15 protein-coding genes are annotated in these 15,305 nt (G+C 37.8%); 8 read left to right on the forward strand and 7 right to left on the reverse strand.

The annotated features are described in order from the left end of the window. Positions 1-32 precede the first annotated feature (32 nt). From ADIARSV_RS11095 to ADIARSV_RS11105, 3 genes are all read right to left on the reverse strand, one after another. Entirely contained in the window at positions 33-338 is a 306-nt protein-coding gene (locus ADIARSV_RS11095; protein WP_016195611.1) for a YbaB/EbfC family nucleoid-associated protein, read from the reverse strand. 44 nt (positions 339-382) lie between these two features. Then, positions 383-763: a response regulator gene (locus tag ADIARSV_RS11100; protein WP_016195612.1), complete on the reverse strand. Its 381-nt coding sequence runs from the start codon at positions 761-763 to the stop codon at positions 383-385. Between the two features lie 112 nt (positions 764-875). Next, a complete protein-coding gene (locus ADIARSV_RS11105) occupies positions 876-2,075 on the reverse strand; it encodes a serine hydrolase domain-containing protein (RefSeq protein ID WP_016195613.1) in 1,200 nt (399 codons plus the stop codon). Between the two features lie 140 nt (positions 2,076-2,215). Here ADIARSV_RS11105 and fumC point away from each other — a divergent pair, with 140 nt between their 5' ends. The 4 genes from fumC to ADIARSV_RS22875 are packed head-to-tail and all read left to right on the forward strand — an operon-like array spanning position 2,216 to position 5,095. After that, the gene (gene fumC / locus ADIARSV_RS11110; RefSeq protein WP_016195614.1) at positions 2,216-3,613 is read left to right on the forward strand and encodes a class II fumarate hydratase; all 1,398 of its coding nucleotides are present in this window, start codon (positions 2,216-2,218) and stop codon (positions 3,611-3,613) included. A 51-nt stretch (positions 3,614-3,664) separates the two neighbouring features. Next, a complete protein-coding gene (locus ADIARSV_RS11115; protein WP_016195615.1) occupies positions 3,665-4,168 on the forward strand; it encodes a hypothetical protein in 504 nt (167 codons plus the stop codon). A 1-nt stretch (position 4,169) separates the two neighbouring features. Then, positions 4,170-4,967 (forward strand): S1/P1 nuclease, encoded by a 798-nt coding sequence (locus ADIARSV_RS11120; protein WP_016195616.1) that lies wholly within the window; start codon positions 4,170-4,172, stop codon positions 4,965-4,967. 5 nt (positions 4,968-4,972) lie between these two features. After that, positions 4,973-5,095 (forward strand): hypothetical protein, encoded by a 123-nt coding sequence (locus ADIARSV_RS22875; protein WP_016195617.1) that lies wholly within the window; start codon positions 4,973-4,975, stop codon positions 5,093-5,095. Here ADIARSV_RS22875 and ADIARSV_RS11125 read toward each other — a convergent pair. Together ADIARSV_RS11125 and ADIARSV_RS11130 are read right to left on the reverse strand one after the other, a co-directional pair. After that, positions 5,088-6,998, reverse strand: coding sequence for a DUF3857 domain-containing protein (locus tag ADIARSV_RS11125; RefSeq protein ID WP_016195618.1), 1,911 nt, complete (start codon positions 6,996-6,998; stop codon positions 5,088-5,090). The genes ADIARSV_RS22875 and ADIARSV_RS11125 overlap by 8 nt on opposite strands. Next, the gene (locus ADIARSV_RS11130) at positions 6,995-8,968 is read right to left on the reverse strand and encodes a DUF3857 domain-containing protein (RefSeq protein WP_016195619.1); all 1,974 of its coding nucleotides are present in this window, start codon (positions 8,966-8,968) and stop codon (positions 6,995-6,997) included. The genes ADIARSV_RS11125 and ADIARSV_RS11130 overlap by 4 nt, the downstream gene beginning before the upstream one ends. Positions 8,969-9,543: 575 nt before the next feature. Here ADIARSV_RS11130 and ADIARSV_RS11135 point away from each other — a divergent pair. Beyond that, positions 9,544-10,497 (forward strand): KilA-N domain-containing protein, encoded by a 954-nt coding sequence (locus ADIARSV_RS11135; RefSeq protein ID WP_016195620.1) that lies wholly within the window; start codon positions 9,544-9,546, stop codon positions 10,495-10,497. A gap of 140 nt (positions 10,498-10,637) precedes the next feature. On the opposite strand, the gene ADIARSV_RS11140 is transcribed toward ADIARSV_RS11135, so the two are convergent. Then, positions 10,638-11,240, reverse strand: coding sequence for an FMN-dependent NADH-azoreductase (locus ADIARSV_RS11140; protein ID WP_016195621.1), 603 nt, complete (start codon positions 11,238-11,240; stop codon positions 10,638-10,640). Positions 11,241-11,349: 109 nt separating this feature from the next. On the opposite strand from ADIARSV_RS11140, the gene ADIARSV_RS11145 reads away from it, so the two are divergent. Beyond that, positions 11,350-11,706, forward strand: coding sequence for a winged helix-turn-helix transcriptional regulator (locus ADIARSV_RS11145; protein WP_016195622.1), 357 nt, complete (start codon positions 11,350-11,352; stop codon positions 11,704-11,706). Positions 11,707-12,012: 306 nt separating this feature from the next. Continuing rightward, complete coding sequence (gene hisS, locus ADIARSV_RS11150; protein ID WP_016195623.1) at positions 12,013-13,416, forward strand: histidine--tRNA ligase; 1,404 nt, start codon at positions 12,013-12,015, stop codon at positions 13,414-13,416. A 239-nt stretch (positions 13,417-13,655) separates the two neighbouring features. Here the strand turns inward: hisS and ADIARSV_RS11155 are convergent, their stop codons facing one another. Then, positions 13,656-14,852, reverse strand: coding sequence for a THUMP domain-containing class I SAM-dependent RNA methyltransferase (locus tag ADIARSV_RS11155; protein ID WP_016195624.1), 1,197 nt, complete (start codon positions 14,850-14,852; stop codon positions 13,656-13,658). Positions 14,853-14,918: 66 nt separating this feature from the next. Here ADIARSV_RS11155 and ADIARSV_RS11160 point away from each other — a divergent pair, with 66 nt between their 5' ends. Continuing rightward, positions 14,919-15,284, forward strand: coding sequence for a DUF3127 domain-containing protein (locus ADIARSV_RS11160; protein WP_016195625.1), 366 nt, complete (start codon positions 14,919-14,921; stop codon positions 15,282-15,284). Positions 15,285-15,305 lie beyond the last annotated feature (21 nt).

Genomic DNA, 15,305 nt, shown 5'->3' on the forward strand with positions numbered 1-15,305 from the left:
TTTTATGTTTATGCTATATGACTACGATAAAACTAGCCATTAAAGAGGTTTCCAAGGCCACCAAGCATATTCGTGCTTAAAGCTTGCATTTCTACCTGGTGTACATTTTCGGCTTGTATAATCGCTTTATTTACGGCTACGGCAATTAACTCCTCTAATTCTTCTCTATCGGAACTTTTATAAAACTCCTCGTCAATATGAATCGCGCTGATATGCTTGTTACCATTTGAAGTAACCACTATTTTACCACCTTCAGCTTCTCCTTTTACGCTAATAGAATCTAACCTTTTCTTTATTTCTTCAGCTTGCTGCTGTACCTGCATCAATTTATCGAACATAACAATCAGTTTTTTTAATTAAACAATACGAAGTACCAAATAGTTTAAATCAATCCTTTAAGAATTGCAGGAGACAATGGTTTTGATATAAAACCCTTAACAGGTGGATAAGCCAGAGCTCTTATTTTGTCCGTTTCATCTACCGATGAGCTTACAATATAAATATGAATATCTTTAACTAGTTCTTGATCAAATAGCTTAAATCTTTCCAAAAAATCCCATCCATCAACAACCGGCATATTTAAATCTAATAAAATAACATCCGGAAGCTCTGATTTATTATTTAAATTTTCATTGATAAAATTTAAGGCCTTAATAGCTTCGGTATAACTGGATATAGTATTATAAGTATGATGTTTTTCAATCATTATTTGGGCAATCCTTTGATGAATTACATCATCATCAATGATAAAGACCTTGCTCATTGCAGTATAAATATAAATATATATTTCATTAGAATATTCCTTTCAACAATAAATGCCTTCTATATGCTAAACATACAAAAAGGAATTCGTTCTAGCATTATTTAAAAATAAATCACTCATCCGTACTATCACCATTTCCATGATAAGCAGACTTGCGAACAACCGGCATTCCTACCATTTTATACAAGTCATCCAATTGCAAAAGGCTTCCATTTGTTAAATTACTCAATAACACTATGGTCACATCCGATTTTAAATCGCGCAAATAGATGTGCCTGAATCCGTGCCACCAGCCAGTATGATAAACCACCTTTTCGCCCTTTCCATCAAATGTTCTCCAGCCATATCCATAACTAAAATGACCATGACTCAATTCACTATGTGCGGTATACGCCGAGTCCTGCCATGCCTTACTCAATATATTTCCTTTTCTTAATGCCCTGTCAAACAAAAATAAATCCTGAACAGTACTGTACACTCCTTTATCCCCTACTGGGCCATCAAGAAAATTCTGCACCACTGAATACCTCCATGTACGATCATGTCCCACCACATCTACCGGAATTGTTTCATATTCAGCCTTCGAATATACCGCAGTATGATGCATCCCTGCTGGTTTAAAAACATTCTCCATCATGAACTGAGAATAACGCATTCCGCTCACTTTCTCGATGATAGCACCCAGAACCATGAAATTGGAGTTATTATAATGGAACTTTACATTAGGTCGTGTGTAAGGGGAAGGCTTTTTCTCAGCGATTAATTTCATTACATCCTGATTACTGATTCCCTTACTTTCACTTTTCTTTTCCGCTTTAAAAACCCCATCCACAAAATAAACATAGTTCATCATTCCTGAACGATGAGAAAGCAACATCCTGATAGTAATACCAGGATATGGAAATTCAGGAAAGAAATCATTTACCGTCTGATCCAGTTTCAATTTACCCTTTTCTGCAAGCATCAAAATGGCAGTACCGGTCATCGTTTTGGTTAGAGAGGCCAGTTCAAACTGCGAATTAATATTCAAGCTATCCCGATGAAGGTAATCTGCCCATCCAATTGCATTCTGGTATATTATTTTTCCTTTTTTAGCTACCAGTACATTGCCATTAAAGCCTCTTTTCTTATGCAGGTTTTGCATAAATTCATCTATCTTAAGATCACCCTTCTTCGGATCATAAACCAGCATCAGGCTGTCCGATTTGTCATCTTCAACAGTACGGACTTCAGGCTTTTTCTCAGATGAGCAAAAGGTGAGTGCAATGGAAGAGCAAAGCAGAATTGTTATAAATAGGGATTGTCGTGTCATAAATCAATAAGAAAACTGAAATTCAACGGCGAAAGTCAGAATTTTATTACAAAAACCCTAACAAGAGTATTCCATAAAACACTTTTCAACTGATTATGAAGGATAAAAAAATTAAATTTGCCTACTAATATTTTACAATCATGAATTTTAGAATAGAAACTGATACCATGGGCGAAGTGCAGGTACCCGCAGAACAATACTGGGGTGCTCAAACTGAACGTTCAAGAAATAACTTTAAAATAGGTCCTGATGCATCCATGCCATCAGAAATTATCGATGCTTTTGCCTATCTAAAAAAGGCGGCTGCATTTACAAATACTGATTGTGGTGTACTTCCCGCTGATAAGCGTGATCTTATTGCCCAGGTATGTGATGAAATCTTAAAGGGTGACCTTTATAAAGAGTTCCCACTGGTAATCTGGCAAACAGGATCAGGAACACAATCCAACATGAACCTGAATGAAGTGATCGCCAATCGCGCACATGTGATTCAGGGACATAAACTAGGCGAAGGCAAAACCTTCATTCACCCTAATGATGATGTCAATAAATCACAATCATCAAATGACACTTACCCTACAGCCATGCACATTGCTGCATACAAAATGGTCCTTCATACCACTATTCCTGGAGTAGAGAAACTAAGGGATACGCTTAAAGGTAAAGTTGAGGCATTCAAAAACGTGGTTAAAATAGGTCGTACACATTTAATGGATGCGACTCCATTAACACTGGGACAAGAATTCTCCGGATATGTTTCTCAGTTAGATCATAGTCTCAGAGCCATAAAGAACACTTTATCGCACCTTTCTGAGCTTGCATTAGGTGGTACAGCCGTTGGAACCGGTATTAATACCCCTCAGGGTTACGACGTTAAAGTTGCAGCCTATATCGCCGAATTCACAGGCCTTCCTTTTGTGACAGCCGAAAACAAGTATGAAGCCCTTGCTTCTCATGATGCAATGGTCGAAACACATGGTGCATTAAAACAACTTGCTGTAGCCTTGATGAAAATTGCAAACGATATCCGGATGATGGCTTCAGGTCCCCGTTCAGGTATTGGCGAACTTATTATTCCTGCAAATGAACCCGGCTCTTCCATTATGCCCGGAAAAGTAAATCCTACACAGAATGAGGCCGTAACCATGGTTGCAGCCCAGGTAATGGGAAACGATGTAGCCATTACTATTGGCGGATCAAACGGACATTATGAGTTAAATGTATTCAAACCTTTAATAGCCGTTAACTTCCTTCAATCCGCCCGCCTTTTAGGTGATGTGTGCGTATCCTTTAATGATCATTGCGCCGTTGGAATTGAACCTAACTATGAAGGCATTAAAAAGCATGTAGATAATTCGCTGATGCTTGTTACTGCCCTTAATCCGCATATCGGTTATGAAAATGCGGCAAAAATTGCTAAAAAAGCACATAAGGAAAACAAATCACTTCGTGAGGTTTCCTTAGAGCTTGGTTTATTAACAGGAGAACAATTTGATCAATGGGTACGTCCCGAAGATATGATTGGAAGCCTTAAATAAAAATCCTTAAATCCCTCCCTGAAAAAACAAGGAGGGATTTATAATCTTTCTATGACATACAGATCACAGGTACTCGTTACTTTCTTATTTATTTTATTCCTCTTCTCTGCCTGCAGGTTTAACCCTGAAGTGCAACAACCTGGTTCTTCTGCCTTACAAGGCATTTGGGAGGAAGAACCTTTGAAATATGAGGATAGTTTACTCACACACACAAAACACTCATTTACATTCACCTGTGATTCATTTTATGTAACACTCGAAACTACCTCTAAGGTCAACTACTATGAGGAAGAATGTTACCACAATGGTCATTGGAAAGAATATGCTAAAGGCAATTACGTAGTAAGCCATGACACCCTTTACATCATTGGCACCTACACAAAGGAAAATTTCAAACAAAAGATATCAGGCTGTTATCGTACAGGTCAATACCTACCTATGTTTCTAATTCAGAAAATAGCACCAGGGGAAGTTAAATTGATGAACCTTCAACAGCATTTGCCAGTAACACTTAAACTAAAACAACGAACTAAGTGTAATCCTCAACCACTATAAAATGAACAACATTTTTAAAATAACTCTTATTGCAGGACTCATCCTATATCTTCCCCTACAATCTATGGCCTGGGGAATGCTTGGCCACCGCGTTGTAGCTGAAGTTGCAGAATCTTATCTCTCTTCAAAAGCGCGGAAACAGATCAAAATGATAATGGGGGACGAAAGTATCACCATGAGCAGCAACTGGATGGACTTCATCAAATCAAACTCTAGTTTTAACTATACAGGCAGTTGGCATTACGTCAATTTACCAGCAGGTCTTACTTACGAACAGGCAAAAGCTGCTCTTGCCAAGGATACCAGTGCAAATGCGTATAACAAAATACTTTTTGTATCTGCAGAACTGAAAAAGAAAACCGTTTCGAAGGAATTAAAGCAATTCTACATCCGGGTTCTGGTACACATGGTCGGCGATCTACATCAACCTCTGCACTGCGGCAGAGTAGAGGATAAAGGTGGAAATGATGTTGATGTCAAATGGTTTAACCATCCGGATAACCTGCACAGTATCTGGGATTCCAACCTGCCAGAATATCAACAGTTAAGCTATTCGGAATATACCCGTTTTATAAATCACCCTAATCCAACACAACTCAAGGAATGGCAACATGATGATTTAACAACCTGGGTTTTCGAATCGTATCAGATTAGTGAAAAACTATATAAAGAGGCTGAAACTAACACTTCTTACGGCTATAAATACAATTATGAATGGGTGGATACCATGAACAATCAGCTGCTTAAAGGCGGTATAAGGCTTGCCAGCTTATTAAATGGTATCTTTGCACATAATTAAATACTATGTCAGATCAACAAAAAGGTCCTTCTTTCTGGAATCAATACAAACGTTTTGCTACAACTGAACTCCTGATGTACCTTGTCATGATTGTTGGAATATTTTTAGGGATTGTTATTTTTAGTTAACAATCCTTTTTATCATACTGATCCTGCTTTCGTCCAGTTCAGCAACTTGCTGGTAAAAACTAACCAGGTCTTCATATTTTTCAGGAGGGTATATGCCCTCTTTTAAATGCAACTTACGCGTATAAACCAAAGTATTCCCTTTTTCCTGTATATCAATAGCATATTGACCAAAGGGTTGTTCTATTTTAAAGTTTTCAGGGCGGCCATCAATCTTATAATTGTCTGGAATCGTATAGGTTATTTCATCAATATCTGTATACCCACGACTGATATCCAGTATATTCACCCGGTTATGTACCTCTTTTATACTCCTTCCACGGTTTAAAGCATTTAACGTGATAAAATACTGCTGGCCATTTAATGAAGCATAATCCCCTGCATAAAATTTCATACGCTCTGTGGTAACCGGAACCCTGCCCTTATCCTGTTCCAGTTTAAAGGATTGGATCTCCAGATTATTTAATGTATAAATCTGCTGGAGCTTTTTAACCTGCTCCGTAAACGGTTCATCGATCAATTGTTCTCTATTATCATATTGCAAGCCATCAAAAGTAGTAGTCATCTCCCCATTTAAATTACCCTTTTCATCAAGTTTGAAGCTTGCTTTACGAATTTGCCTGCTCGCCTCAGACGTATACGCTGGTGTACGAATGAGTTTACCACCTGTTTCTGTACAAGCCAGGGCTATTCTATCATCAGTAAAGTCACCCAGATATCCAAAAGGGATTGTTTTACTTGTACAATCCACCCAAGTGGTATCCTTTGCAAAAGGAATGCATAGAATGATATGATTGAACTGGTTTATACTGGCAAAATCAACTATAGCACTTTTCTTTTCCGGTCCCGCTTCTACAATTGTATAGTAGGAATTGATTCCCACTACCTTCAGCAATCCTTTGGTATAATTAACCAAGCCTTTACAATCTCCATAACCTAAACGATCTACTTCAGCTGCTGTAATAGGCTGAAAGCCCCCAATCCCCACTTGCACACTCACATATCGTGTTTTACCTTGAACAAATTCATAAATTTTCTTTGCTTTAAGTCTTGGGTCTTCGATATCCTTCACCAGTTCCTTTATGTAAGTTGCCGTTTCAGCAGGAATAATATCCCGGTTTAGCAGGATTTTTTCATTCATCCACAATCCATATTCCGACCAGTTCGTAAAAGATCCGTTAACCGACTGATAAGCAAACTTTACAGGAGCAATACGTACGGCAGGCAGATAAGTATCAGCAGAAGGGCTATAAGGTTCATCCCGCAAAGCTTTAAGGTGATGTACTTCCCATGTATAGGTTTTTAACCCCTCTGTATCCGTCACATTTACCTTACCGGCATAATTTTCTTCTTTAAAACGGATCGCAAAATCAGGCTTGCACATCAATGTCAACTTTGCATTTTCCAATGAAACACCTGTGGTTGTATTGGGTTGCCAATCAGGCAAGGACAAACTCTGCTTAGACCGAATTTCATATTCATATTCGAGCGTATACGGATAGGTAGTAATAGCAGGAGAAAATCTTTTAACTCTGGTATCATCAAACAAGGAGGAATTACTTACAGCACTTTCATCTTTGAATTCCTTCTCCGCAATTTTGCCCTTTAATAAGCCAAACTCATCGTATACGACTGCCTTTATATATTTTATCTGCCGGGTCTTATCATACCACACAACCATACGCGCTTCGCTATCACCGTTTTTATTCAACACGGTAACAGCCTCCTTAACCCTGATTACAACATCATTCAAATCCTTCACTTCAATACTCATCTCATCATTTCTAATCACCGCACTTGCCCTCACCATGAGCTCCGGAGGAATAGCGCTGACCGCATAATTTTGTTGAGCAATTGTATCAAAGCTTACTAAAAGAAAGAAAAGTATACCACCTATAAGTCTCATTGTTTCTTTTTAAATATGATATCTGTTTTTTGAACCTGAACCATTTTATTAAAGAGCTCTTTCAGGTAAGGATATTCCTCTGGTTGATAAATTGATTTATTAAGCAAAGTCATTTGTTGAAATAAAAACTGACTGCCATCAATAGATATTTCACTTGTAAATCTACCCCCCTTGTCAGGCAAGGCCAATGCAACAGGCTCAGGCTTACTAGTCACTTCAAATCCATCAGGAAAAGTGCATACCAGGCTAATTCTTGTATCTGAGGGAGCCCCTAAATCTACCGGATAATTTCGTTCCCTCAGCTTGAATGGATTCTCTTTTGTCCGGTCCATAAAAAATGGATTAAATGCAAACTGACCTTTATTTAAATTGTCAAAAGCATTTATCTCTACTTCATAAGATTCCGATAATGGGACATCCAGACTATCTAAACCAACAATTTTATTACTGATGATTTTGGTTTTAGGCATACTTTCGTCTAAATTTTCTACGTATTCCTCTATGGAATTAAACTTTTTAATCGCCTTACGTTTATTATATGCCTCATATCCAAGAGAGATTTCAATAATTTTACCCTTAATTTTCCCATCAGGCAATAACTCAAGTGCCAGGTTATAGATCTTACTTTCTTTCTGTGAGGCTACCAGATCTACCCAGTAAGAGGGTTTGCTCATACTGATTACCCGACCCTGACCATTGATACATTTTATGGGCAATAATCCAAAAGGCAAAAATGGATTTGTCGCATCAAGCATATATGTTTTATCAGCAATATTAACCCGGGCAACTACATAATTAAAATCGCTGAGAATAGGGAACAGATTATTGACCAAGCCATTACTTCTTGTTGATAAAAGAACAGCATCTGCATTCAAACCTGCCTCATTTAATACCGATATCAAAGCCAGGTTTATATCAGCAATACTTCCTGAATGCGTTTCCACAGCTTTTTTAAGTCCGTCGACACTATAAATACCATTAAATCCATTCCATTTAAAATACTTTTGGAAAAAGGAATAGATTTTTTTAGCCTGTATAAGCGCATCAGGTTGTCCGGCTATCAATGCCGGAAGCTGAGTTTTAAAAAGATCTTTTTTTCGCATCTGACTACCGAAATAAGGATCTTTTTTAAGATCATAGTCTACATCTTTCCACTCTTTAGTAATTTGGTGTTTAACACCACGATAATCCATATAATCGGATAACTCATACTTGATAGTCGACTTAAAATTACTTGCAGCAGTCATATAGTCTTCTTCCACAAATGCGGGAATATCAGCCATGGTATACGTAATCTTAGAGCAATCTGCCTTAATTCCTCCACCAGGATTAAAACACTCTCTTTCTAATTCAGCCGTGTTCTTCGTTAGTTTTGTTGCTCCTACTAATACCGTATTGTAATTGTATAAAGCAGGTATATGTGCAATATATTCACTATAAACCTTTGGAATGTCGTCCTGAAAATACCAGTTGCGGAAATTAAATATAAAGGGCGAACTCAGCGTATAAACGTACTCAATAATACACCCGTTAGTCAGATCGGGCATCGCAAACTTAACCAGATTGTGGCGTTTGTCCATATCTTCACGAATAACCTTTTTAAGATCAAGTTTCGTTTCTCTCATCATCCCATCATGGTCGATAAAAAAAGTGGAGCCTTTAATGTCCGAAACTTCTTCATATCGATTGTCCTTGCTTTTGTTAAGCGGAATAACAATATTTCCCTGATTAAACCCTTTGGCATTAAAGATCTTAATACGCACATGATATTCAAATATAAGCGGAGTTTCGTCACCACTGCTGATATGCGTATTACCAAACTCCTGAAGAACTACTGCATTTGCTGAGGTATCTTTCGAATAAGACTTCATTTCTAAATCGGCAATGGAAACTGCGCCATAAGGAAAATTAGCAGGATAAACTTGAATGAAGGACAGGGATAAGGCCAGACAAAAGAATATTTTTTTCATTTCAATGAAAAGATAAGGTTATATAAAGGTTATAAAAGTTAGGCATCAAAATCTTTGAAGCAACACAGTGGAATAGAATCTAATTCCCTGATGATCCATTAGCATGAGAGAATTAAACACCTCTTAAAGAGCTTGATTAATTAAAATTTATATGTCAAATCTAAGGAATAAAATCAGGTTCAAGGAGGTAGCTGGGGAAATTATTAAGGGATTGTGGGAGAGAAATCAGTACGTCTTAAAAAGATGCGCTGATTCCTCTATTTGTACGTATACAAATCATAATACACAAATGAATTTGATTAAATAATATAGAAAATACATACTTTCACTCCAAATTAAACCTAGACTAAAAAATCTTTTTTATAGCATGGCACACTTAGACGAATTGAAAACATTTGGTCACACTTTAAGAGATATTGACAGTATATATTATTTAATAAGCGCTCAACATATAAAGGTTTACGCGTTAATAAACTTACATTACGTTACAACACATCCAAAATTCAATACTTCAAACCATTTTGATATGTACTTACAGAAATGGTTGGTCGATTACCTTCTAAACAATTAATAGGATGAGTAAAAATAGTATAATGACTGTTCAGGGAACGGATATATCAATAACAACCATAAACGAAAATGACTATATCTGCTTAACCGATATGGTAAAGGCAAAAGAAGATGATAGCAGAGCTGCTGACGTCATAAAGAATTGGATAAGAACAAGATCAACATTAGGATTTTTAGGAGTTTGGGAAAGCATTTACAACCCCGATTTTAAAGTGGTCGAATTTGACCACTTTAAAAGTGAAGCAGGATTACCAACGTTTACTATGAGTGTAAGTAATTGGGTTGCAAAAACAAATGCAATTGGAATATTTTCAAAGGCTGGTAAGTATGGTGGAACTTACGCACATAAAGATATTGCTTTTGAATTTGGCGGGGCAATCAGCCCAATGTTTAAACTATACGTACTTAAAGAATATCAAAGATTAAAAGAGATAGAGAGCAACCTTTATGGATTAGAATGGAATGTAAAAAGGATATTAAGCAAGGCAAATTATCACATACATACTAATGCGATTAAAAACCACATAGTACCTCATACGAGGTATAGCCAAGCAAAAAAATGGTTGCTTTATGCTGATGAGGCAGACTTATTAAACCTAGTGTTGTTTAGGTGCACTGCAAAGGAATGGAGGGATGCAAATCCACAAAGACATTTAAACGGTGAAAACATTAGGGATATAGCAAGTATAAATGAACTTACATTAATGTCAAATTTGGAAAGCCTAAATTCAATTTTAATTAAAAATGGTCTTTCAAAAAAAGACAGATTTAAAATTCTAAACGAAACTGCCAAAGAGCAAAAAGAAACATTAGATAGAATAGATTATATAAAAACGATTAAGAAGGAAACGGAATCCACTTTTATAGATAAGCAAAAAGAATCACCCGTAACAGATTTTAACAATACACTAAAGGGAATGCATTCAATTCCTCATCCTAAAAAAAAGAAAGACAAATAACTTTTTTATTTATGTACTTTAAAAACCAGCTTTTAAGTAGCTTTTTCTCTTTTAACCTGATTCGAGAAAGACAATGACATATAACCATGAGGGTCAACAAAATTTCGAATTTGTGACCCTCATGACATAAATCATTACTTTTAATTCAAATGAATACTACCGATCCCTTTTGCAAGCGCAGCTTCCTTTAAATCAGGCATAGCGGTACCTTCTACACGGAAAACAGTAACATCTTTCAGACCAATAAAGCCCAGTACTGTTTTCAGATAGGGCTCAACATAATCAATTGACTGCAAAGGCCCTTCGGAATAAACTCCACCTGATGCTAATGCAATGTAGACTTTCTTCGATTGAACTAATCCTACAGGACCATTTTCGCCGTATTTAAACGTTATCCCGGCTCTGGCAATATGATCAATCCATGCTTTTAGTGTGGAGTGAATGTTGAAATTATAAATAGGGGCACCAATTACAATAATATCGGCATCCATAAGATCCTGAATTGCTTCATCGGAAGGTTTCACAGCTGCCCAATTTTCTGGTGTCCGGTTTTCTGCAGGGGTAAAAAACGAGGAAAGGTGAGCTTCTTCCAAATGAGGAAAATGCGTTTTAACCAGGTTACTTTCCTTTACTGTACTGCCTGGATAAGCAGCCTGGATCTTTTCAATAACAGCATTTCCTAACTTTATGGTATAAGAGTCACCACTTCTTGGGCTCGAAATGATATGAAGTATCTTTTTCATTTTTTCAATTTTTATATGATCAAATCTATCTATATTTGGTTATAAAAAGTTAGTAGTATACAAAAGGTTAGTAGTAACCTTTTGTATACTACCTTAAACGTCAAAAATTATGCAGCTTAAAACTCCAGTCACCGCACAAGAATGCAAAGGATCGCTTACCGCAATTGGCGATGCGCTTTATGTTATTGGTGGCAAATGGAAATTGCGGGTAATTGTAGCCTTAAGGGAAGACAATAAGCGTTTTAACGAAATCCAGCGTACTGTAGAGGGTATTTCTGCCCGTGTATTATCCAGCGAGCTAAAGGAACTGGAAATGAATGGTTTTGTTAAAAGGATTGTACACCCTCAAACTCCGGTTATAGTCGAATATGAACTTACTGAATATGCGGACACACTGGATGAGGTACTAGACGCATTGAAAAGCTGGGGAACGATGCACCGGGAGAAGCTTAAATCGGATAGGTAACTCATCACATTAAGATCAGTTAGTGGTAAGATTAAGGGTGATGCCACGGTGAGGCCACAGTGACGCCACAGTGAGGCCACCTTTTCCCGCTAAAACGTGGCCTCACTGTGGCGTCACCCTAGCATCACTCTGGCATCAAGGGTAAACAGATCTTAGCTTTGTCTTAACTTGATTCCCTCTTATACTGTTGCAATCTGTTTCCCCAACTAAATCATACCCTTTCAATTTGATCTTCCAATCTGAATTAATCCTGTCAGATCCTAAGTCCTGTACCTAAATTAAGCAGGCAATTCGTATTTTTGCGCCATGGCGAACATTAAACCGTCTGTTCCTAAAGGCACAAGAGACTTCTCACCATCAGAAATGGTGAAGCGTAATTATATTTTTGATACCATTAAATCGGTTTTCCGCAAGTATGGGTATCAGGAAATTCAAACTCCTTCTATGGAGAACTTAAGTACCCTGACTGGTAAATATGGCGATGAGGGCGATAAGCTGATCTTCAAGATGTTGAACAGTGGTGACTTCTGGGCTGACCCTGAGAGTAAAAAACAAAAATCGGCTGATTTTACATATACCTCCAAATCGTTGTTACCCCTGATTTCAGAAAAGGCATTACGTTATGACCTCACTGTTCCTTTTGCCCGGTACGTAGTGATGCATCAAAATGAAATTTCCTTCCCTTTTAAACGGTTCCAGGTACAGCCGGTATGGCGTGCAGACCGTCCGCAAAAAGGCCGTTACCGGGAATTCTATCAATGTGATGCTGATGTAGTGGGTTCAGAAAGTTTGTTGAATGAGGCTGAATTTGTATTGATTTACAAGGAGGCATTGTCCTTATTGGGACTAAAAGATTTCACGATTAAGATTAACAACCGGAAAATACTATCCGGGATTGCCGAAATTATTGGCAAACCTGAACTGATTGTAGACATGACGGTGGCTATTGATAAACTCGACAAAATCGGGATCGAAGGCGTTACCAAAGAATTGCTTGAAAGAGGGTTTAGCGAGCAGGACATCGATCAGTTGAAACCTGTCATTCTGTTACAAGGATCAACAGAAGATAAACTTTCAGCACTTAAAAAGGTCCTTTCAACATCCACTATCGGATTAAAAGGTATTGCAGAAATTGAATCGATCATAGATTACTTAAAAAAACTAACGGCTTGCAGTCTTGACGAACTATCCCTATTTTTTGAATTGGATATCACCCTTGCGAGAGGACTAAACTATTATACCGGCGCTATCTTTGAAGTGAAAACGAATGAAGCTGCAATGGGAAGTATTGGTGGTGGTGGCCGCTATGATGACCTGACGGGCATGTTTGGACTTAAAGGATTAACAGGTGCGGGAATCTCTTTTGGTGCTGACCGCATCTATGATGTGTTGGAAGAATTGAATCTTTTCCCTGCAGGCACATCTTCTACAACGGAAGTACTGATTACCAATTTTGATGAACAGGCTGAGCAGTATGCGCTGCCGATCATTAAGGCATTAAGGGATCAGAACATTGCGGCTGAGTTATATCCCTCTGCTGCTAAGTTGAAAAAACAAATGTCATATGCGGACGATAAACATATCCCCTATGTCGTGCTGATTGGTAGTGATGAAATGTTATCAGGGAAGCTGACCTTGAAGAATATGCAGCTGGGAACACAAGAATTGCTGACTAAAGAAGAGTTGATAGCCAAACTAAAAAAGGCATAAAATCAAGCTTTCAGGGCTAAAAAAACACATTTTTTAATGGTAGAAATGAATTCCATGTTCTATTAGAAAAAGTCGGTTGAAAAAAGCAATATCAATTCAAGCCCGCTTATAGAATAGATTGAACTGATTTTAATCAATGAAATTTTATTTCATATTGACAAAAAAATAGGCTGCTATCGTATTTACGATGCAGCCTATTTTTTGAACTATAAACAGGCTTTTAGGGCCTCTTTGTATTATCATTCTACTATTGGTTCAACTACCGTTTCCACTAAAGGTTCGCGACGTGAGCCATCATATAATTCATATTCAAACAAACGGCAATCCAGTTTCCCATTGTAAAATTCTATACGGCGGGAAGCTCTTAATCCGATTTTCTTGGCCAGATCAGGGTTTCCGGTAAACACATATCCGTAATAACCTCTACATGACTGTTTTAAGAAATCACCAACACGTTTGTAAGTAATTTCAAGCTGGGAATGAATTCCCATACGTTCGCCATATTCAGGGTTGAACATGATTACACCTTTTTCCTCAGGCATCACCGTATCAGCAAAGTCGCATACCTGGAAATCAATCAGCTGATCAACACCGGCAGTCTTTGCATTCTGACGGGCTTCTTCAATTGCTTCTTCCGAAATATCACTGGCAATAATCTTGATGTCGACTTGCTTAATAACAGCATCTTTCAGCTTTCTGCGTTCTTCGAAAAACACCTGCTCATCATAACCAAGAATGTGCATAAAACCATAGTTCATGCGGAACAAACCGGGCCTTCTATCAGTAGCAAGAAGAGCTGCTTCAATAGCAAGTGTACCCGATCCACACATTGGATTCACAAAAGTACTTTTACGGTCCCATTTGGTCGCCAGGATAGTAGATGCTGCTAAAGCTTCCAGCATAGGTGCCTTTCCGGGTAACTTCCGGTAGCCATGTTTGGAGATCACTTCTCCGGAAGTATCTATAAAAATCTCAGCTACATTCTCTTTCCAATAAAGATGAACGACAGTTTTGTCGATTGAAGAGCCGGTATTAGGCCTTACTTCTTTCTTGTCTCTGATCCGGTCGACAATTGCATCTTTCACTTTTACATTGGCAAATAGTGATGTGCGGATGTGTTCGTTCTCTACATTGGATGTAATGGAGAAATAACCGGCGAAATCAATGATCTCTTCCCATGCAATTTCTATTAAACCGTCGTAAAGTTCTTTTGGACTGGGTGCATCAAAACTTTTAATGGAGTATAAGACCTGACTGGCGGTGCGCAGATTAAGATTTAATACGATACAGTCGTTGACAGTGCCTTCCAGCTCTAGTCCTGTATTAAATTTGCGTTTGATATCGAAACCTAATGCTTCTACCTCATTTATAAGATAAGGCGTAAGCCTGTTGTTGCAGGTAATAATGATCCTGCTGGGAGTGTTGAAAACTTGCATAAAATATTTTCAAAGTTAATCAATTAATTTCGCCAGTTTTGATTTGATTTTAAAAGAACTAAAAGTATGGATATTAAGGGAAAAGTACATGAGATCTCTCCGGTAATGAATGTTACTGAATCATTTAAGAAAAGAGAGTTAGTTGTAGAATATGCAGAGAATCCTACGTACCCCGAATACATAAAATTCGAAGCATTGCAGGATAAGGTAAACTTACTTGATAGCATGAAGGTTGGAGATCAGGTAGAGGTGTTTTTTAATCTGCGTGGTCGTGCTTACAAAGATAAAACTGGTAAAACAGGTTATTTCAATTCGTTAATTGTATGGAGAGTGAATGTTCTTAATGGCGAAACACCAGAAAGCAGCACTCCTGAATATGCTCCGCCAGCGAATTTCAATGCAGCACCACAAGATGATGACTTACCATTCTAGCTTTTCATCACGAAAAGCTTA

Origin of the sequence: Arcticibacter svalbardensis MN12-7, assembly GCF_000403135.1 — a bacterium.
GTDB classification, from domain to species: domain Bacteria; phylum Bacteroidota; class Bacteroidia; order Sphingobacteriales; family Sphingobacteriaceae; genus Arcticibacter; species Arcticibacter svalbardensis.